Consider the following 19,421-nt stretch of genomic DNA (forward strand, 5'->3'; position numbering starts at 1 on the left):
ATGACGGTTCGGGTCCAGCGTGAAGTGTTCGACGTCGGCCGGCTGATCGATAGCCTGCAGGCGAACGATCCGGGGGTGGGTGCCGTGGTCAATTTCGTCGGCTACGTGCGCGACATCAATCAGGGTGAGGCGGTCGCCGGGATGTTTCTGGAGCACTACCCGGGCATGACCGAACGCTCGCTGCAGAACATCATCGACAACGCCAGGGCCCGATGGCCACTGAGGTCCGTGGAAATCGTGCACCGGATCGGACCGTTGTCGATCAGCGAGCCGATCGTGTTTGTCGGCGTCAGCAGCCCCCATCGTCAAGCCGCTTTCGAAGCCTGTGCGTTCATCATGGACTACCTGAAAACCGACGCGCCGCTCTGGAAACGCGAAGACGTGGCGTGCGGCGCACGCTGGGTCGATGCCCGTGACAGCGACCGCTCGGCCGTCGAGCGCTGGGCAAATACGCAGAATCAGGCGGCTATGCAACGCGCTCCGGCGTAGCTACAGTCACTGGCTCAACGCTTTCTGCACAAGGAATTTCCGCTTGAGCCCCACGCCCTCCCCGATCACCCAACAGGATGTGCCGCAGCCCCGGTCCATCAGCCTGCGCGAAGCCTTCCTGTTCTGGCTCAAGCTCGGCTTCATCAGTTTCGGTGGGCCGGCCGGACAGATTTCGATCATGCATCAGGAGCTGGTCGAGCGCCGGCGCTGGATTTCCGAGCGGCGTTTTCTGCATGCCCTCAACTACTGCATGTTGCTGCCCGGGCCTGAGGCTCAGCAGTTGGCGACCTACATCGGCTGGCTGATGCACCGGACCTGGGGCGGTGTGATCGCGGGCGTGCTGTTTGTGCTGCCGTCGTTGTTCATCCTGATTGCGCTGTCCTGGGTGTACATCGCCTTTGGCGAAGTGCCCGTGGTCGCCGGACTGTTCTACGGGATCAAGCCCGCGGTCACGGCAATCGTGGTGCAGGCGGCTCACCGGATCGGCTCGCGGGCGCTGAAGAACGGCTGGTTATGGGGTATTGCCGCCGCGTCCTTCGTGGCCATCTTCGTGCTCAACGTGCCGTTTCCGCTGATCGTGCTCGGCGCGGCGGTCATCGGCTTTTTCGGCGGACGCCTGGCACCGGAAAAATTCAGGACCGGTGGCCACAGCGCGGCGAAAAAGTCCTTCGGCCCGGCCGTGATCGACGACGACACCCCAACCCCCGGACACGCCCGCTTCAGTGGCTGGAAACTGGCGCGCCTGGCCATTATCGGTGCGATCTTGTGGACGTTGCCCATGGCCATGCTCACCGCACTGTTCGGCTGGGAAGGCACGCTGACCCAGATGGCCTGGTTCTTCACCAAGGCCGCGCTGCTGACATTCGGCGGTGCCTACGCGGTGCTGCCGTATGTCTACCAGGGCGCGGTCGGTCACTACGGATGGCTGACGCCGACGCAGATGATCGACGGCCTGGGGCTCGGTGAAACCACGCCAGGTCCGTTGATCATGGTCGTCGCCTTCGTCGGGTTCATCGGCGCCTACGTGCTTCAAGTCTTCGGGCCGGATCAAGCGTTTGTCGCCGGTGCCCTGGCCGCCACGCTGGTGACCTGGTTCACCTTCCTGCCTTCGTTCCTGTTCATCCTCGCCGGCGGGCCGCTGGTGGAATCGACGCACAATGAACTGAAGTTCACCGCGCCGCTGACGGCCATTACGGCCGCCGTGGTGGGCGTGATTCTCAATCTGGCGTGTTTCTTTGGCTACCACGTACTTTGGCCCAAAGGCTTCGAAGGAGCACTGGACTGGCCTTCGCTGCTGATCGCGATGGTGGCGGGCGTTGCATTGCTTCGTTTCAAGCGCGGAGTGATCGAGGTTTTGATCGGCTGCGGGTTGATCGGCCTTGTCGTGCACCTGATGTTCTGAATCAAACATTTACACGCGGCCCAATCCTCCCTAGTATCCAGCCATCCCCGGATGGCTTGTTCCACTCGCCACCGACGATTTCCGCCGCCGGAAACCTGCGCCATGCGTACCTTGCCGTCAGAACAGCACCTGCTGAACATTTCGATCCAGGCCACCTCGCTGCTGGCCGCGGACGGCATTGCATGAAGCGCATCGTCAACCTGCCCATGGCCCTGCGCCGCTCCAAATTGCGTCACTCCGCACGTCCGCCGGATAGCGCCCTGCTCGCCTGATCGGCGAGCCCCCTCCTTCGCTATCCCGGTCCGCGTGAAGCTCAGCCATACACAGAACCTGTGGGAGCGGGCTTGCTCGCGAAAGCGGTGTGTCATTCAGCACTGATGTCGGCTGAAAGTACGCCTTCGCGAGCAAGCCCGCTCCCACAAGAACTGCGCTTGCGTGACCGGCATTGGTTTCTCCCAATTCTGCCTGGACACCGACATGACTCAACGTTGCAATTCCTACTACACCGCCACCCTCAACCAGGACACCGATTACCCGACGCTGCAAGGCCGGCACCGGGTTGACGTGGTGATCATCGGCGGTGGTTTCACCGGCGTGGCCACCGCCGTCGAGCTGGCGGAAAAAGGCCTGAAGGTCGCCATCGTCGAAAGCCACAAGATCGGCTGGGGCGCCACCGGGCGCAACGGCGGCCAGGTCACCGGCAGCCTGTCGGGCGACGAGGCGATGCGCAAACAGATGCGCCGCACCATCGGTGATGACGTCGACGATTTCATCTGGAACCTGCGCTGGCGCGGGCACCAGATCATCCAGCAGCGCGTGGAAAAGTACGGCATCGCCTGCGACCTCAAGCACGGCCACCTGCACGCGGCGTACAAACCCGCGCACATGGTCGGCTTGCGCAAGGATTACGAAGAGGCGGTACACCGTGGCATGGGCGACGAGGTCAGCCTGCTCGACCGCAGCCAGGTGCGCGACCTGCTGCAAAGCGAGCTCTACCACGGCGCGATCAAGAACACCCGCAACATGCACCTGCACCCGTTGAACCTGTGCATCGGTGAAGCACGGGCAGCCGAGAGCCTGGGTGCATTGATCTTCGAGAACAGCGAAGTGCTGGGGATCATTCACGGCGACACGCCTGGAGTACGCACCGCCCACGGGCAGATCGACGCCAACCAGGTACTGCTGGCCGGCGACGTCTACCACAAACTGGAACCGGGCAAGCTCAAGGGCAAGATTTTCCCGGCCATGGGCGGCATTGTCACCACCGCGCCCCTGGGCGATCTGGCCAGACAGATCAACCCCGAAGACCTGGCGGTCTACGACTGCCGTTTCGTGCTCGACTACTACCGCCTCACCGCTGACGGTCGCCTGTTGTTCGGTGGTGGCGCCAACTACAGCGGCAAGGATTCGCGCGACATCGCCGCCGAGCTGCGGCCGTGCATCGAACAGACCTTCCCGGCGCTCAAAGGCGTGGCCATCGACTACCAGTGGAGCTGCGCGATGGGCATCGTGATCAACCGCATCCCGCAACTGGGCAAGCTATCGGACAACGTCTGGTATTGCCAGGGTTACTCCGGCCACGGCATCGCCACCACCCACATCATGGGTGAAATCATGGGTCGCGCGATCACAGGACAAATGCAGCAGTTCGACACCTTCGCCGCCTGCCAGCACATCCGCGTGCCCATGGGCGACCTGCTGGGCAACCCGATGCTGGCCGCCGGCATGTGGTACTACCAGATGCTTGAGCGATTGCGCTGAGCCATTGGTTGCACATCCAGCATTGATGTTGTTTGTGCCGCCCTCTTCGCGGGCAAGCCCGCTCCCACAAGGTTTGTTTGCCGGCCTCGATATTTATGGTCGACATCAATCCCTGTGGGAGCGGGCTTGCTCGCGATGACGGTGTGTCATTCAGCAGCGATGTCGGCTGAAAGTACGCCATCGCGAGCAAGCTCGCTCCCACAGAGCCCCACTCAAGCCTGCACCACCTCAATCCCCAGCGCCCGATAGTCCTCGACATTGCCGGACGCCACATGCCGTTCGGTGATCAGCGTGTGCACGCGGCTACAAGGCGCGACGACAAAGGGTTCCACCGCACCGAGCTTGTCCGCCGTTGTGACGGCAATCACGTGGGAGGCACAGTCGAGCATCGCCTGTTTCACCGGCACCTCATCGAAATGCAGTGAGCTCAAGCCCACCTGCGGATGAATCGCGCAGACCCCGGTAAACAGCAGATCGGCCTTGATCCCCGCCAGCAGCCGCAAGGTTTCGTGACCGCTGGCCGACATCGTCGCCGGGTTGAGCTGGCCGCCCGCCAGAATCACTTTGATGCCTTTGTATTCGGACAAGGTAATGGCCGTCATCGGCGACGCGGTGATCGCGGTAATGGCGATATCCACCGGCAGCGAACGCGCGATCTGCAAGGTGGTGGTGCCGGAATCGAACACCACGATCTGACCGTCCTGCACCCGTTGCGCGGCCAGTTGCGCCAGATGGGTTTTCACCTCGTCGGTTTCGCTGATCCGGGTGAAATAGTCCTTGCCGGTGTCTTTGGGCCGCGGCAACGCCCCGCCATGCACCCGCTGCACCAGGCCGACGCTGGCCAGTTCCGCCAGATCCCTGCGGATGGTGTCTTCGGACACCGCGAAATGCTGGCTCAACTCCGAGGCCATGACCTTGCCGTCACGTTCGAGGATCAACAGGATTTTTTGCCGGCGCACTGACGGAAGTTCCGCAGCGCAATGATTGTCGTGCATGTTTTTGCTCGTTTATGCATGCATTTGCGTGTTACACGAGAGTATCCGTAACCCGGAGCAAAAACAACGAACCGGCCAGGTATCATTTTTTTCGATCTTTCAAATCATTACGCCGAATTTTTGATTTTCCCCTGACCTGTTCAAGATGGCGCCGTCACTCATGTTTCGGATGGAAACCTCATGAATATCAATTTTGCTTTTGCCTGCATGATCGTGGTCTCGTTCACCATTGCGCTGGTTCACGCCTGACCGACAGGTCGTGAGGCGCCACGAGTCAAGATGTGCAAGGTCGCGGTAAAAAGCCTGACAGATCAGGAATATGCTCTATAACCAGTGGTGACACGATTTCCGAACAGGGGAACTGGAAGGCTCCCCCGGAAGTTGATCTCTAGAAAAGCTGCGGACAATTGAGTGCCCGCCAGGAGACGCCACCGATGAAAGCCCTGAAAATCGCCGCCAGTGAAGGCGCATCAGTCTGTTTCCTGAATGCCCGGGAGGTGGTCCCGCTCGGTCACACCGACTTCACCGATGTCGCCGTGGCCGTGGTGTCGGTCAATGATGTGTTGGCCGGATCCCTCGACGTCATTCAGCGCACCGGTTTTGATATCCCGATCTTCCTGGTGGCATCCCCCGGCACCAGCACCCACCCCCGGGAAGTCTACAAACACCTCAATGACGTGCTGCTGCAAGTGAACGGCATCTTCGACCTGTCCCCCAGCAACGTCGAATACCACGGCAACCAACTGGAAACCGCGGCCAAGGCCTACGAAGCAAGTCTGCTGCCGCCGTTCTTCGATTCGCTCAAACACTACACCGAGGCGGCCAACGCCACCTTTGCCTGCCCCGGCCACCAGGGCGGCCAGTTCTTTCGCAAGCACCCGGCGGGCCGGCAGTTTTTCGACTTCTTCGGCGAGACGCTGTTTCGCGCCGACATGTGCAACGCCGACGTCAAGCTCGGCGACCTGCTGATCCACGAAGGCCCGGCACTGCTGGCGCAGAAACACGCCGCGCAGGTGTTCAACGCCGACAAGACCTACTTCGTGCTCAACGGCACCTCGGCCTCGAACAAGGTGGTGACCAACGCCCTGTTGACCCCCGGCGATCTGGTGCTGTTCGACCGCAACAACCACAAGTCCAACCACCAGGGCGCGCTGTTGCAGGCCGGTGCCACGCCGGTCTACCTGGAAACCGCGCGCAACCCCTACGGCTTCATCGGCGGCATCGACGCCCACTGTTTCGAAGAAGACTACCTGCGCGAACTGATCGCCGAAGTCGCCCCGGACAAGGCCCAGCTGCCGCGGCCGTTCCGCCTGGCGATCATTCAACTGGGCACTTACGACGGCACCATCTACAACGCCCGGCAAGTGGTCGACCGCATCGGCAAGCTGTGTGACTACATCCTGTTCGACTCGGCGTGGGTCGGCTACGAGCAGTTCATCCCGATGATGAAGGACTGCTCACCACTGTTATTGGATCTGGACGAGAACGACCCGGGCATCTTCGTCACCCAGTCGGTGCACAAGCAGCAGGCCGGTTTTTCCCAGGCCTCCCAGGTGCACAAGAAGGACCGCCACATCAAAGGTCAGGCACGTTATTGCAACCACCACCGGCTCAACAACGCGTTCATGGCCCAGGCGTCCACCAGCCCCTTCTACCCGCTGTTCGCCTCGCTGGATGTGAATGCGCGCATTCACTCCGGCCGCAGCGGCCTGCGCCTGTGGGAAGACTGCGTGAAGTTCGGCATCGAGGCGCGCAAGTTGATCCTCGAAGCCTGCACCATGGTCCGCCCGTTCGTGCCCTACAGCATTGAAGGGCGCGCCTGGGAAGACTATCCGACGGAAGAAATCGCCAACGACATCCGCTTCTTCGAGTTCCATCCCAAGGACCGTTGGCACGCCTTTGGTGGTTACGCCGAGAAGCAGTACTTCATCGACCCGTGCAAGTTGCTGTTCACCACGCCGGGCATCGACCCGGTGGACGGCAGCTACACCGACTTCGGCATTCACGCCGGCATCCTGGCCAACTTCCTGCGCGAGAACGGCATCGTCCCGGAAAAGTGCGACCTCAACTCGATCCTGTTCCTGCTCACCCCGGCCGAAGACTGGGCGAAGATGACCCACCTGGCCGCACAGATCGCCCGCTTCGAACGCTTCATCAGCGATGACGCGCCGATGAGCCGGGTGCTGCCGGCGATCTACGCGCAGCATCAGGAGCGCTATCGCAACTACAGCATTCGCCAGCTCTGTCAGGAAATGCACGACCTGTATCGCCACCACAACGTGCAGCAATTGCAGAAGGACATGTTCCGCAAGGAGCACTTCCCGAAAAAGGCGATGAACCCGCAGCAAGCGCAGATCGAGTACATCCGCGGCAACGTCGAACTGGTGGCGCTGGCGGACGCCGACGGGCGCATTGCCGCCGAGGGCGCGCTGCCTTATCCGCCGGGGGTGCTGTGCGTGGTGCCGGGTGAAATCTGGGGCGGCGCGGTGTTGAAGTACTTCCTGGCCCTGGAGGAAGGCATCAACCGCTTGCCCGGTTTCACACCGGAGTTGCAGGGGGTTTATCTGAAGGAGCATGAGGGGCGTATTCGCGCTTATGGATATGTGATCAAGGCTTGACCCCTGTGCAGGCGTAGCCGCGGGCACGGACCGCGGCTACGCCTGTATTTCCCTCCCCCCTCGCCTACACGGGGCGCTCCCCTGACGCCGTTTGCCCGCATGCACCCGCTTGTGGCAACAGGCTGATTTCAACCCGTCGGTTCGCCGCACGCCCGGTTTCGCTGTCATCACTGCTGACAGGCTGGCTGGCGGCAAACCCCTGCACCGCAAAGCAACTGTCAGGAATATCACCCATGCGTTGCATCCAGTCACGCACGGCCGAGGCCCGGGCGCGGGAAAGCTGCTGATTGTGCTGCGCACTGCCTCGACCATCCGTATGCCCGCCAATGACGATCAACCAGCCGGGCTGGGCCTTGATGTCGACCAGGGCGCTGATCAGGATCTTGGTCGAGCCCGGCTTGAGCTCGGCGCTGCCGGCCTCGAACAACGACAGGCTGTCCAGGCGCACCGGCGCGACAATAGTCGGTGGCGGCTGCAATAGATGCGCCAGGCGTTGCTCGGCGACGCCGGTCGAGCCCAGCCACCAGGCTCCGCTGACCAGGCCCGTCACAACGGCTGCAGCGCAAAGCCACCGGGCCAGGGGACGCTTCGCCGGCGGCATTTCAGGCATGGGCAAGGGGTTGGGCGGCAATATCACCACGGGCATCATCACAGCCGGCGCCGGCTCCCTTGCAGGCGGCGATAGCGTGCCGACCACAACGCTGCTGCGCTGCATGCGCCGGATCAGGCTCTCGATCTGCTGGCGCAAGGCATGCAGGGCCACCACCGGCGCTTGTGCCTGCAGCTCCAGGCGCTGCTGCAAACGCGCCAGCCCGCTGTCCAGTTGAAGCAACTCGGGGAAGTGTTGTGTTCCCGGCGCCAGATTGCGCAACAACGCCTGCCACTGCACGCACAGCCAGACGAGGATATCCAGGCGCACCGACGCCATGGGTGGCCAACAGGCTGCCCATTGGCCGCACAGGGTTTCGATCAGTGTCACGCCTTGGCTCATACCTTCCACACCATGCCGCTGGCTGCGCGCCAAGGCAAACGCGGCGGCCGTCTGCAGGTCTGCGCCGTTGTGTTCGAACAGTGCCAGGCACCACTGCTCCACTTTCGCCCAATCCACATCGGGACAGGCCGGGTGACCCAACTTCGCCAGCTCTTCGCGCAGCGCAATAAACTCACCATGACCGCGCGGATCACCGCCCAGCCGAATACGCATTTCAAATAGCACCGTCAGCCTCCGTTGCTTTACAGGTTCAGGGTTTCGACAGCCATTGCTGTCGTTTCAGATGGCGCACCAGGACTTTGCCCTCCGCTGCCAGGGTGGTACCGAAGGTCACCTGCCGGCCGCTTTTGAGCTGGACATCGAGGCTGTACTCCAGATGGCCCGGCAAAGCCTGCTCGAGCAACGCGATGTGCACCGTCGCCAGGCGCGGCTCGTACTTGACCAGGGTGTTTTGCATGGCCCTCATCAGCACGTGCGCCGAGCCCGGCAGGCCCTGCAGGATCTGGCCCATGTCGGGAAGACCATAATCGGGCAAGTGCGCGAGGGTTCCTGCCCGGCTGTTGAGGATACGTTGCAGGTTGTCCAGTACCGACAGCGTGTGCTGGTCTTCTTCATTGACTTGATGCAGGTCCAGCTCACCGTCGAAATTCTGCAGCAGCGTTTCGTAAAGCGAAGGATTGAGGTCAGGCATGGTCAGTCCCGGGCCAACGCGCGCAGGGTCAATTGGTTGTCCCCCAGCTCGATGACCCGTGCCCGGTCCGGGTCGAGATCGTCGCGGTTCAAGGTCAGGCGCCAAGTATTCATCTGCACATCGGGGTTACGAAACAGCGCGACCACCGTGACGAAACGCGCGTCCTTGTCCAGCGGCACATCCAGTTTCGCGCCCTCGCCCGGCTTGATCACCAGTGCCCGGGTATCGAGCAATTCGCCGACCAGCGCCTGCTCGTCACCACCGAGCAGGCTATCGTAGGAAGCCCTCTGCAGCGCCTTGCTGTCGCTCAGTTGATAGACCCGTACCAGCGTCGGGACCGACATCGCATTCATGTCCGCAACATCAGTGTTGATGGCCGTGCGGGCACTGAAATCCAGGCGCAGGTCTTTCACCTGTTTGTAGAAAATCGAGCGGGTGGCAGATGCCGTGCCTTCCGAGACAGTCTGAGTGACACCACAGCCGGCGAGCACTACCGCCAGCGTCGTCAGGATCAATGAATTACCAACGGTACGCGACATGCTGTGCTTCCCTGTTCCGAGTGTTTTTCGACAGGCCCTGGTAGCGGCCCAGATTGATGGTGATGGTGTCGTGTTCCGCGCCCTGCCAGGTGTCACTGCCCGAACCCAGCATGCCGGTCATGCCCAGGCGGATCGGCGCCCGCCCCAGCACCGGTTGCGGCAAGCTGCGCACCGGCAGCGACAACTGCAGCCTGGCGGTGCAGCGCCAGCCCAGGTAGACCCGCAGCAACACCAGCAGATCGTTATACAACTGGCCATCGGGCAACCAGCCCCGTGCTTCGTCCCGGTCCCTGGTGAACAGCGCCAAGTGCAGCTGGCTGTTGGCGTCGAATCCGTTGCTCCCCAGCGGCGTGCCCTGGGACAGGCTGACCGGACGACTCGCGGACAGACTCGCCGGATGGGCCAGGGGGATTCTCTGTGGCCAGTGCGGCGTGATCCTGGCCCGGGTCTCTGGAGCCAGCAGCGACACCAGAGCGGTGATGCCCTCGGCGTTGCGGGTGGGCATGCGCATCACACTGAGCAGCGCGAGAAACCGCGAAACCGGCGTGGCAATGCGCTTGGCCGTGCCGGGAATGCCAAGACCGACCAGACCCAGCAGACACTGCGACGTCGCATCACTGCCGCCGGCTTCGAAGGTGGCCGGGTAGGAATACTTGCGCCAGATCCGATAGAACTGGGTGAAGATCCGGTGGTTGAAAATATCCAGAAACGCCTCAAGCGCCTCATGCCCGTCGCGGCGCTGGGCAATGTCGTCGACAAAAGCCGTCGGCAATGGCGAATCCACGCCGTACAAGCCCAACAGCCGCGTACGCACCGTCGCCGGACGCAGCGGCTGCCGGTCATCGATCTCGATGTACTTCAGCTCACCGGCGGGAAAGCCCATGCCGGGGTCCGGGCGAAACCGTACCGGGTCGTCTGCCGGATGGCTGGTGCTGCCCAGCGGCGGATGGCCTGGCAGGGCTTGCTCCAGCAGCTGGCAGAACCGATACAGACTGGCCTCGGCCACCCGCCCCTCCAGCACCTCGAGCAATCCGCAGGCTTTCAGCCGGGAATACGCTGACTGTGGTTCTCGTTCCATCGCAGGCACTTTCCAGTAGGTTGAAGGATCAGCGTGAGCTGGTTGAACAGGTGAATGTCGGCGTACAGCGCGAAGAAGCGATGGAGCATTTCGCCGAACAGGCTGATGTCGCCCTCGCCGCAAAAACCATGGGCGTCGAGGGTCACTTCGATGTCCACGCCGCGCAGCAGAAAGCCCTTTTCGAACCGCTGCACCAGGTGGTGCCTGACTTCGACGATGGCCGCCAGGCGACGGCGGTTCAGTTCGCTGCCGGTCCAGTCGTACAGCGCCAGGGTGCCGCGCAGCACTTCGGCGTTATCGAGCATCGGCAGGAAGTTGGAGCCCAGGTGGCTGAGTACGCGCCAGTGGAAACGATCGCGGTTCGGCGGATAGCACGGCAAGGTCGGGGCGCTCAGATTGCGCACGCGCAAGCCGCTCAAGGCGGTGTTGACCAGCCCATCAAGCAGGGTGCTTTGCAGCGCCTTGCGTGGCAGCAGGCCGTGGGTCCCGGTCAGTTGCAGGGACAGGCTCTGGCTGCCCTGCAAGCGATCCTGATCGAAGCCGTCGCCCCCGAGAATCAGCCAGGTATCGTGCAGGCCAATGGCGCCTCGCTTGAGGCGGGTATGGAAGTAACGCTCGGGCGCCTCGTCGCGCAACATTCCGCCCTTGTGACGAAAACTGCTGAACGGCACATAGTCCAGACGCTCGGTGTTCTTCGATGCGGTGACCCGGTCCACCGAGTAAATTTCCGTGTGACCGTCCTGCAGGCGCATGGGACGCAACAGGTAGTCGGTTTGCAATGGATCCAGCGGCATCGGATCGGCTTCCAGGGTGAACAGATTGATCACCGGTACCGCATGCAGGCGAAGGTGTTCGGCGCTCAGGTTGAATGCCTGCGGCCACGACTCGCGCAGGACCACCTCCAGTTCGAACCAGGGCATATCCGCAGTGATGTTCACCTGCTCCAGGCCATGGAGGGTGACGAACATGAACTTCTCGCGGAAGGTGAAATATTCCAGCAGCAACTGATAGCCGCTGAACGCGCTGTCGCCCTTTGGCCACAAACGGTCCTCGTCGGCAAAGCCCTTGGGCGCGAAATGACCTGCCAGTGCAACTCGTTGCGCCTCGCCCGGCAGGCGCACATACAACGCCTGGGCATGCAGGGTCAGGGCCTGATGCAGCGCGCTGGCCAGAGGGGCATCGGCGTTCAGGTACATCGGCACGCGGCTGAGGTCGATCTGGCTCCAGTCGATCGCCGTTGCGCAGGCAAACCGCAGGCGCAGCAGCGAGCGGCCGTCGGGCTCATGGGCCAGGCGCAAGGATTGCAATTCGATGGGTTGCAGCCGCAGGTCCTGGGTGGTGGTGTAACGGCATACGGTACGCTGCGGCCCGATGGGTTGCGAGAGCACCTCCTGGCCGGCGGCGATCAGCTCGCTGCGCCTGAGCTGTGCCAGTTCCACCTGGAACTCGACGATCGACAGCGAGGGAATGGTGCGCAGGTAATGGGGCCACAACAGGCTGACCAGGCCTTCGGTCAACTCCGGCAAGTCGTCGTCGAGCTTTTCGCGCAGGCGCCCCATCAAGAAAGCGAAGCCCTCGAACAGACGCTCCACATAGGGATCGCGGGCGCCGGGTTTGTCCAGGTTCAACTGCGCCGCGCGGTCGGGAAACGCTTGCGCAAACTCCTGCCCGGCTTCGCGCAGGTAGCGCATCTCGGCGTCGTAATATCGCAGTGTCAGATTGTCCATGCTGTAAATAATCCTGATAAATGGGGTTCAACCGCACAGTACGGCGGCGCGTACCGGATCGATGGCAACCAGCGCCGCCAGCAACGTCTCCATGCGCCGGTTCAGGGCCGGCTTGTCGGCGTCGTTGCGCTGCGCTTTCAGGCGGGTCAGCTTGAGCAGGCGGGCCTTGACCTCGAAATTCAATTCCGGCTCCCAGTCCGCCAGGGCCTGGCGCTCGGCCGTGGCATCCAGTTCACCGAGCAGGTGCAGGGCCAGGTCGTTCTTGCCACATTGCTCGGCCACCCGCGCCATCAGCAGGCGCAGCAGCCAGCGCTGGCGACCGCTGTGGATGTCCGGGCGCGCGGCCAGCCAGGCCAGTGCATGTTCGACGCCGTCGCTGTCGGCCTGGGCCAGCGCCTCGCTTTCCAGGGACAGAATCTCGCCATCGGCCATGACCGCTGCCGGGGCCGCTGCGGGCAGGAGCTGGCGCGACTGTTGCGAGCTTACGTGCTGAGCGATCCATTCACGGGTGGTCTCGTCGGCGAACGGTGTACCGTCGTTCCACCCCAGCGCCTCCAGGCCCGGCAGCCGCTCGAGGAACATACCCAGGTCGCGCTTGACGATGTCGGCCCAGCCGTCGTGAGGCGCCGGTAGTTTGCTCAGGGCCTGGACCAGGTACCACTGCAGGTCCAGCCAGAAATGGTTGACCCCCTCGGCGAATATCCATTCGACCTGAACAAGCAATTCGCTCCAGTTCTGTTGCTGATACAAGCGCTTGAGTTTCGCCCTGGATTCTCCCCTGGGCGGTGAAATACGCGTCGTGCCGCTGGCGTCCTGTAGCGGCGGCTCGTGCAAGGTATCCCAGCGCAAACTCTTCATCAGGCGGTGCGCCGCCAGCCAGCCCAGGGGCTGGTCACGCAGGTAGTCGGCCAGCTTCCGGCCGCTGTCCAGCAGGTCGCGCCCGGACTTGATGGCCAGGCTGTCCGGCGCGCTGGCCTGGCCGACGGACTCGTGGCTGGCGCTGTGTTGCGGCACCACCGCATCGACCCCACCAGACTGCGCCAGGCGCGCCGACAACGCCCCATGCAACGCATCCAGCTGCGGCCGCTGATCCTCGGGCCAGGCTTGCAACCCATGTTCAAGCCAGGCCAGCGCCGCCACCGTGCGTTCCGCCTCGGTCTTGACCACCTCCGGGTACAGCGACAGGCTGTCCAGCACCTTGGCGCCGGTCAACCACTCCAGGGCCATCTTGCGGCTGTTGGCCCTCACGTGAAGCACATCGCCGGCGTACCGCTCAACCAGCGCCGCCAATAAACCAAGGCCATCGGCCAACCCTGTCTCACCGTCCTTCTGCAGGCGTGCCCACAGGTAGTAAGTGGCGACGCGCAGATCCTTGCAGCGCTGGCCGAGCAACTTCTCCGCCAGCTGAATCACCTCGTCGACGTTCGCGCCGGAGAGCTTGTTGACCTCTTCGCGCATGCGCTGGAAGTCATCGTCATAACCCGGGTCTTCACCGACCGGCGACTGCGCGCTGATGGGCTGCAACCAGGATTGCCAACAGTCGGCCTGGGTACGGGCAAGGGCCAGCGGGTCACGTTCGCCGAGGCAACGGGTGATCAGTTTGAGCAGGCTCATGGATAACTTCCATTCTGCGCATAAGGCTGCGCTTGAGTGCCTTCGCCGAGAAAAATCTGCGCCGGCAATTCAAAGCCGCGCAACTTGAGCAGCGCCAGCGGCCCTGCGCCCAGTTCGGTGCGCAGGTGCCAGGTCAGGTCGAGGCCATCAGGTGCCCTGAGCTGCACGCGGTACTGGCTGTCGGTGTCGTTCAGCGCGGTGACTTTCGCTTGTTCCAGCAGGCGGATCAGGCCCCAGGTGCCTTCGTAATCGCCGTAGAGGCGTTCATTGGCCAGCACACTGATCCACAGCAAACGCGTGCCCGGATGCTGGCTGAAGCCCGGCCAGCTGAAGCGCTGCCAGCGTTCCTTCTGGTTGAAGTACTCATGCTTTTCGCCGTTGAGGATGAAAGTGGTCTGCACCACGTCGCGCACCGGCTTGCCGCGCAGCTCGAAGCTCAGGCCCATGCCGCCGTCGGTGTAGAGCACGTCGGCGAGGTGGCTGAGCTGGTTGATCGCCGTCAGGAACTTCGGGTTGAAGTGCAGGCCCTGGCTGTGCCGCGCGTCGGCCACCCAGCGGCTGCCTTCCTTGCGCAGCACGCCGCCCAATTGCTGCTGGAGGAACTGGTCGATGCGCCCGGCGTCGGCGCGGATCATCTGCCCGAGCATCGGCAGCGAGGCGTCACTGCCGGTGGCGGCAAAGGGGTAGCGCCCGGCAAACGCGCCCTGCCAGTCGCGCACGATCGCCCGCTGCCACTGGCTGTTGAGGCCGGCCACCGAAGGTTGCAGCACCCGTTGCCAGGCCTGCTCCAGCGGCTGCACGAACAGGGTCTGGCCGATGCCGTCCCACTCGGCGCCGAGGCTGGCGGCGAGCAGACTGCCGTAGGCCTGGGTGTCGGTGAGGTCGACGCTGTGGCCTTGGAAAACTGATTGCGCCAGGGCCTGGGTCATCGCCTGGGGATTGGGCGCGTTGCTCACCTGCTGCAACTTCAGGCGCACCCGGGTGACGCGATTGAGGAAGGCTTGCAGGCTCAGGCGCTCGCTGTCGTTGGCGTTGTCGACGTCTTTGCCGAGCAAGGTCAACAATGGCCCAAAGGTGGCGTCCAGTGGGCTGCCGCTGCCGGGCATGCCCTGATCGATCACCGGCACTGGCTCCTTGCCGAGCAACTGCTGCGCTGACTGCATCAGCGAGTCCGCCAGCGCCTGACGACGGGTGCCAGCCTGGCCCTGATAAGCCAAGGTGTTCATCAGGGCGATCAGCGGCGACTGACGCACATCGCTCATCAGCGCCAACTGGTCGATCACCTCGCCAAGACTGTCCACCGGTTGCCAGCGCAGTTGGTTGAGGAAGTCCAGCCAGGCGTGGGCGTAGTCCTGGAAATAGCGTTCGGTCAGGCGCTGCTTGAGCTGCTCCGGGCTCAGGTCGGCGGCGAGACGCGCCGGGTTATCGCTGAGCACCCAGTCGATTTCCTCGCGACGCGCCTCGGCGATGGCGTCGATGGCCGGGCGTACCTGGCCTTCCCAGGCCTGGCGGGTGAACACGCCCGGTACCTCCGCTGAAGTGGCAAACAACGCCGCGGCTTCGGTGTCGCCGACCATCTGCGCCAGGCCGAGCGCCGGCGCGTGATTGGCCGCGTTGTCGAGCACGGTTTGGTACAGGCTGGCTTCGCCGTTGCGCTGGCCTAGCTGGCTGATCAGGACCTGGCGGACCTGGGCGACCAGCTTGGGATCGGCGTCGATGCGCCAGTTTGGGTGGGCGGCCAGTTGTTCGGCGTAAAAGGCCCACAGGGTCGGTGACAGCGCGTGCCAGAGGCCTGGTGAGTAGCCGGTGCTTTGCGGTTCGGCTTCCACCAAGGCTTGGGTGAGAAAGGCCGGATCGGCTTTTTCCGGGCGCGCCAGCATCAGGTAAGCCTTGAGCTGCGCATAGGCGGCCGGGGCGCGCTTGGCGCGTTCGGGGCTGTCCGGTGGCAGCTTGACCAGGGCGTTGAGGCGGGCCTTGAGGGTGGCCGCTGCCGGGTCACGCAACAGGCGCTGATTGGCCTCGACGTAACGCGGCCACAGCATAGCCAACAGCGCGTCGTTCTGGTTCAGGCCGAAACGCTGATGCCATGGTGAGCCGTGGCTGGCGCGGTAATCCAGGCGGCCGAGTTCGCGGGTCAGTTCGTTGAGAGCGCTCAGTTGCGCGTCGCCGGGGGTGGCTTGCTGCAGTGCGGTCAGCGAGGTTTGCAAATGGTGAATCTGCACGCGGTTGCTGAGGAACGACAGCAGCAGGCCTGCGCTCCAGACCAGGGCCACGGCCAACACCAAGCCATAAGCGACGCGCGGGGCGCTCCAGCCCAGGCGACGGTTCCGCCGTTTTGGCTCGCCGAGCACGCCTTGCCAGGCAGGGTCCATGGGCCAGAAGTGCTCTTCCTTGTTCTGCGTTGTATTGGACAACGGCAGGCTGAACCACAGGCCGCGCAACGGAACATCCTGCCTGGAACTGCCGAACCACGGCGTCAGTGCCTTACGCCAGCGGGCCACGCCTTCAACTTGCAGGTCCCGCGCCAGGCGCACCAGAAAATCATGCGCCATCGTCAGGTTCATCTGCGCCCAGCCTTCCTGACGCATGGGGCCCAGTAGACTGTGCAGCGACGTTTCCAGGTCTGTGGCGGTAAGACGAGATGACAGTGCGCAGCCAACCGCCTGACTCGGGCGTTTCTCCTGCAACCAGTGACTGGCGCAAACCTGCCAGAGGTGCAGCGGCAGCGACCAGCCCAGCCTACGAGCGAGGTCTTGAAGGTGCCGCGCGCCTTTACCCATATGATAGCCATCGGCACTTTGCTCGGCGTTCAACGCCCAAATCACGCCGTCGAGGGGACGCCAGCGGGTCAGGCGGCGGCAGCGCTCGATCACCATATCGTCCAGTTTGTCTTGCACACTGCCGCCCCAGAGCAACACGGTGTCATCATCTATCAGCCAATGGTCCCGGGTCAGGCCGGGCGCGATAGCCTGGATTTGTTCGGGTTCACCGATGATGATCAGCAGGCGGACATTGTTACGCCATAAGAGGCCTGGGCGTGCCCGCAAAGAGGTTTTAACCCTGGCCACCCATGGCCTGGCTTGAACGTCATTGGAATCAGGTCGGAGGGCTCGCGCAGGTACAGCAACATCATCCTTTTCGCGCCGGCTAAATGCCGAGTGGCCCATCTGCCTTCCCAACAAATGATATCCACCCAGGAATATCGATGCGATGAAGGTGATCACCGAGGTCACCGAAAGCCACATCGTTTGCTGAACACTGTCGGCGGCAATCCCCAGTGACTCCGGGTGACGCCAGAGCAGTACACCCAACACCACACCGGCCAGCACCAGCATGCTCACCAGCCCACCTATTCCTATAGAGCGTCGAAACTGCATTCCAGATTTCCTATTCCGAAAGGGGTGACACGGGCATCAACACCGTGCTCCAGAGTCCATCGGCGACAGCGCCGCCACTGAAAATGAACTGCGGCCCCGCGCCGTGTTCGATGGTCTGCGCAGCGGCGGCGATCGCCACCCACGGGGCGGCTTGACCGGGATGTCCGAGCAAATCATCGAGACTGCAACATCCCTGGTTGGGTCTGGCCGGCAGAGCCCCGTCAACCGACACCGTCGACAAGGCGGCACGGCGTTGCGCATGGATACCCACTCTCCAGATCTGTTCGATGGACTCTGCTGGCAGCGGTACCCATGCGAGGGCCTGACGCACGGCATATAGCAATGCGGCGTCGGTGGGTGCGCGCTCCTGTTCAGGGCGATGCAGGTACGCCATTGGCGCCAGGGTGGATTGCGTCAGACGATTGCCGAACAACAAGCCAACGGCGACTTCCGCCGTGCCTTCGGGCTGCTCCGGAGCGAAGTGCAACGCCACCACCAGCAGCAACGCCTGATCGTCTATGCGCTGATCGAGCCAGCAATCCACCGCCGCCAACCCACTGCCCTCGACGGGTGTGGTCGATTGACGGATACCAGAAAGACGCCACGCCTCTCGCCACACACGCCGCAACACACCCTCTGGCAACCCGCTTTCGATCTCCAGCGACATCGCCAGTGGGTTGCTGTCCGGCAACTGCGCCAAGGTGGGTGCCAAATCGCCGAGCACCTGCTTCAACACCTCCAGCAGCAGGTGCTCGGGGTCTTCCCTGTCGCCTGGAAAATGAGTGTGGCGAAGTGGCGGTGCACCCTCGCGCACTGGTCGAGCCTCAAGGGCGACAGCGCCGTTCAACAAAGCATCAAGCTGGATGGCCGGCTTATCACCGGGCTCCCAAAGCGCGGTGTACAGACTGGCACCCAACAATTGCTGAGTGCGGCGCCCCTGGCGGGTTTTGCAAAACACATCGTTTTCCCGTGCTTCATCCCAACCATCAGCAGCACTTTGTTGGCCTATGTAAAGCAATGCCCGGCCGAACCCCAGCACGCACCAGCCACCCAAGGGCACGCCCAAGGTCAGCGCCCAGAAATCGACTGACTGCTGGCCCAACGGCACCGTGCTGGACAACCATGCCAACCCCGCCCCCAACAGTAACAAGAGAGGCAACAAGCCGGCCCAAAGCCAGGCACGGGGCCGTGTGGGTCTCACCGCCTGTGCAGGGACCTTATCCAATCTGACCGGCATGGCTTAGCTCGCACCCGCTACAGGTAACGAGGAAATCAGTACACACCCGCACGCACAGCGATGTCCGTCAAATGCAACCGGAACACCGTTGTCACGAAACGCCGGATGCCCCTCGGTGATCACGGTGCGACCGTGACCTGGAACCGGACAAAGCACCGGATCTCCTTCACGCGCCACACCTATCCCGTCGAACCGCATGACGGCGGAACCTGAAAGCACCTCGCCGCCACCGGTGGTTTTATCGCCAATACGAATGATGCCTTTCATTTCCTCTCCCTTTTTAATGACCCGTTGCTCGGACTCTCTTCAATCGATACGTCTTGTCGCAAGAAAGCCCCCTCATGCAGGACAAAGTTCGAACGCTGCAATGACCGACCGTCAGCACCTGCATGTTCGAACCACTGAATGGAAAACCCCTCGGTATTCCACTGCACCGAAGAGAAATCCAGGTCTTGCTGCTGCGCTCCGGAGTTCTGACTTTCCAGCGAAATCGATCGCAAACAGCTGCTCACCAACACCTTGGTTTTTTCAATGAGGCTGGCACTCTTGACTTGATACACGTAAAGCCAGACTTCGCTTCCCGCGCCGCATAAACCTGAAGTCTGTGCAGTGTTCGAGGATAAAATTTGAAATAACGAAACATACTCACTCGCCCCTAACTTGTGCTTGTCGTCGTCATAAAGAGCGGCATCGACATCTACCAATAATTTCAGTCGAAAGTTCGCGCCGCCTACCATTTGCAGTTGTGCCTGCCCACCGTCAGTTATTGCCTGTTTTATGTCGGCATTGGAATAATCCGTCGACGCCAAACAAAGCAGCAAACAAAATAGCGTTTTCGCGCTTTTATTTACCCCGCACACGATCTGCAGAGCGCAATTAAAAATATTGCAATGGATGATCTT

At 62.5% G+C, this 19,421-nt stretch carries 15 protein-coding genes; 4 read left to right on the forward strand and 11 right to left on the reverse strand.

Annotated elements, in window-relative coordinates:
* From moaE to AC3IP0_RS16890, 3 genes are all read left to right on the forward strand, one after another.
* A complete protein-coding gene (moaE, locus tag AC3IP0_RS16880; RefSeq protein WP_489316242.1) occupies positions 1 to 489 on the forward strand; it encodes a molybdopterin synthase catalytic subunit MoaE in 489 nt (162 codons plus the stop codon).
* A gap of 43 nt (positions 490 to 532) precedes the next feature.
* A complete protein-coding gene (gene chrA, locus AC3IP0_RS16885; protein WP_489316243.1) occupies positions 533 to 1,891 on the forward strand; it encodes a chromate efflux transporter in 1,359 nt (452 codons plus the stop codon).
* A gap of 477 nt (positions 1,892 to 2,368) precedes the next feature.
* Positions 2,369 to 3,652: an NAD(P)/FAD-dependent oxidoreductase gene (locus AC3IP0_RS16890; protein ID WP_489325402.1), complete on the forward strand. Its 1,284-nt coding sequence runs from the start codon at positions 2,369 to 2,371 to the stop codon at positions 3,650 to 3,652.
* 212 nt (positions 3,653 to 3,864) lie between these two features.
* Here the strand turns inward: AC3IP0_RS16890 and AC3IP0_RS16895 are convergent, their stop codons facing one another.
* Positions 3,865 to 4,647 (reverse strand): DeoR/GlpR family DNA-binding transcription regulator, encoded by a 783-nt coding sequence (locus AC3IP0_RS16895; RefSeq protein ID WP_489325403.1) that lies wholly within the window; start codon positions 4,645 to 4,647, stop codon positions 3,865 to 3,867.
* Positions 4,648 to 5,081: 434 nt separating this feature from the next.
* Between AC3IP0_RS16895 and speF the strand changes: the two genes are divergently transcribed.
* The gene (speF, locus tag AC3IP0_RS16900) at positions 5,082 to 7,265 is read left to right on the forward strand and encodes an ornithine decarboxylase SpeF (protein ID WP_489325405.1); all 2,184 of its coding nucleotides are present in this window, start codon (positions 5,082 to 5,084) and stop codon (positions 7,263 to 7,265) included.
* Between the two features lie 64 nt (positions 7,266 to 7,329).
* Here the strand turns inward: speF and AC3IP0_RS16905 are convergent, their stop codons facing one another.
* The 10 genes from AC3IP0_RS16905 to AC3IP0_RS16950 all read right to left on the reverse strand — a co-directional run bounded on the left by AC3IP0_RS16905 (position 7,330) and on the right by AC3IP0_RS16950 (position 19,340).
* Positions 7,330 to 8,469, reverse strand: a complete 1,140-nt coding sequence (locus AC3IP0_RS16905; RefSeq protein ID WP_489325406.1) for an OmpA family protein — start codon at positions 8,467 to 8,469, stop codon at positions 7,330 to 7,332.
* A gap of 37 nt (positions 8,470 to 8,506) precedes the next feature.
* Positions 8,507 to 8,947, reverse strand: coding sequence for a type VI secretion system baseplate subunit TssE (gene tssE / locus AC3IP0_RS16910; protein WP_489325408.1), 441 nt, complete (start codon positions 8,945 to 8,947; stop codon positions 8,507 to 8,509).
* A 2-nt stretch (positions 8,948 to 8,949) separates the two neighbouring features.
* A complete protein-coding gene (gene tssJ, locus AC3IP0_RS16915) occupies positions 8,950 to 9,486 on the reverse strand; it encodes a type VI secretion system lipoprotein TssJ (RefSeq protein WP_489325410.1) in 537 nt (178 codons plus the stop codon).
* Positions 9,467 to 10,564 carry a type VI secretion system baseplate subunit TssG gene (gene tssG, locus AC3IP0_RS16920; protein WP_489325412.1) on the reverse strand — a complete coding sequence of 366 codons (1,098 nt, stop codon included), beginning with the start codon at positions 10,562 to 10,564 and terminating at the stop codon, positions 9,467 to 9,469. The genes tssJ and tssG overlap by 20 nt, the downstream gene beginning before the upstream one ends.
* Entirely contained in the window at positions 10,528 to 12,291 is a 1,764-nt protein-coding gene (tssF, locus tag AC3IP0_RS16925) for a type VI secretion system baseplate subunit TssF (RefSeq protein WP_223456718.1), read from the reverse strand. The genes tssG and tssF overlap by 37 nt, the downstream gene beginning before the upstream one ends.
* A 27-nt stretch (positions 12,292 to 12,318) precedes the next feature.
* Positions 12,319 to 13,905, reverse strand: coding sequence for a type VI secretion system protein TssA (tssA, locus tag AC3IP0_RS16930; protein WP_489325414.1), 1,587 nt, complete (start codon positions 13,903 to 13,905; stop codon positions 12,319 to 12,321).
* On the reverse strand, positions 13,902 to 17,282 hold the full coding sequence (locus tag AC3IP0_RS16935; RefSeq protein ID WP_489325416.1) for an ImcF-related family protein: 3,381 nt from the start codon (positions 17,280 to 17,282) through the stop codon (positions 13,902 to 13,904). The genes tssA and AC3IP0_RS16935 overlap by 4 nt, the downstream gene beginning before the upstream one ends.
* Positions 17,283 to 17,292: 10 nt before the next feature.
* Entirely contained in the window at positions 17,293 to 18,411 is a 1,119-nt protein-coding gene (locus AC3IP0_RS16940; protein ID WP_489316253.1) for a hypothetical protein, read from the reverse strand.
* Between the two features lie 111 nt (positions 18,412 to 18,522).
* Positions 18,523 to 18,786, reverse strand: a complete 264-nt coding sequence (locus AC3IP0_RS16945; protein ID WP_489316254.1) for a PAAR domain-containing protein — start codon at positions 18,784 to 18,786, stop codon at positions 18,523 to 18,525.
* On the reverse strand, positions 18,783 to 19,340 hold the full coding sequence (locus AC3IP0_RS16950) for a hypothetical protein (protein ID WP_489325418.1): 558 nt from the start codon (positions 19,338 to 19,340) through the stop codon (positions 18,783 to 18,785). The genes AC3IP0_RS16945 and AC3IP0_RS16950 overlap by 4 nt, the downstream gene beginning before the upstream one ends.
* Positions 19,341 to 19,421: the final 81 nt, after the last annotated feature.

It is taken from the genome of Pseudomonas sp. GL_103 (genome assembly GCF_057835175.1).

Coding starts and splice junctions, on each gene's coding strand:
- moaE (WP_489316242.1), top strand. CDS start 1: ATGACGGTTCGGGTCCAGCGTGAAGTGTTCGACGTCGGCCGGCTGATC.
- tssE (WP_489325408.1), bottom strand. CDS start 8,947: ATGCCTGACCTCAATCCTTCGCTTTACGAAACGCTGCTGCAGAATTTC.
- tssA (WP_489325414.1), bottom strand. CDS start 13,905: ATGAGCCTGCTCAAACTGATCACCCGTTGCCTCGGCGAACGTGACCCG.
- tssG (WP_489325412.1), bottom strand. CDS start 10,564: ATGGAACGAGAACCACAGTCAGCGTATTCCCGGCTGAAAGCCTGCGGA.
- AC3IP0_RS16895 (WP_489325403.1), bottom strand. CDS start 4,647: ATGCACGACAATCATTGCGCTGCGGAACTTCCGTCAGTGCGCCGGCAA.
- AC3IP0_RS16890 (WP_489325402.1), top strand. CDS start 2,369: ATGACTCAACGTTGCAATTCCTACTACACCGCCACCCTCAACCAGGAC.
- tssJ (WP_489325410.1), bottom strand. CDS start 9,486: ATGTCGCGTACCGTTGGTAATTCATTGATCCTGACGACGCTGGCGGTA.
- AC3IP0_RS16945 (WP_489316254.1), bottom strand. CDS start 18,786: ATGAAAGGCATCATTCGTATTGGCGATAAAACCACCGGTGGCGGCGAG.
- speF (WP_489325405.1), top strand. CDS start 5,082: ATGAAAGCCCTGAAAATCGCCGCCAGTGAAGGCGCATCAGTCTGTTTC.
- AC3IP0_RS16905 (WP_489325406.1), bottom strand. CDS start 8,469: ATGCGTATTCGGCTGGGCGGTGATCCGCGCGGTCATGGTGAGTTTATT.
- AC3IP0_RS16935 (WP_489325416.1), bottom strand. CDS start 17,282: ATGCAGTTTCGACGCTCTATAGGAATAGGTGGGCTGGTGAGCATGCTG.
- tssF (WP_223456718.1), bottom strand. CDS start 12,291: ATGGACAATCTGACACTGCGATATTACGACGCCGAGATGCGCTACCTG.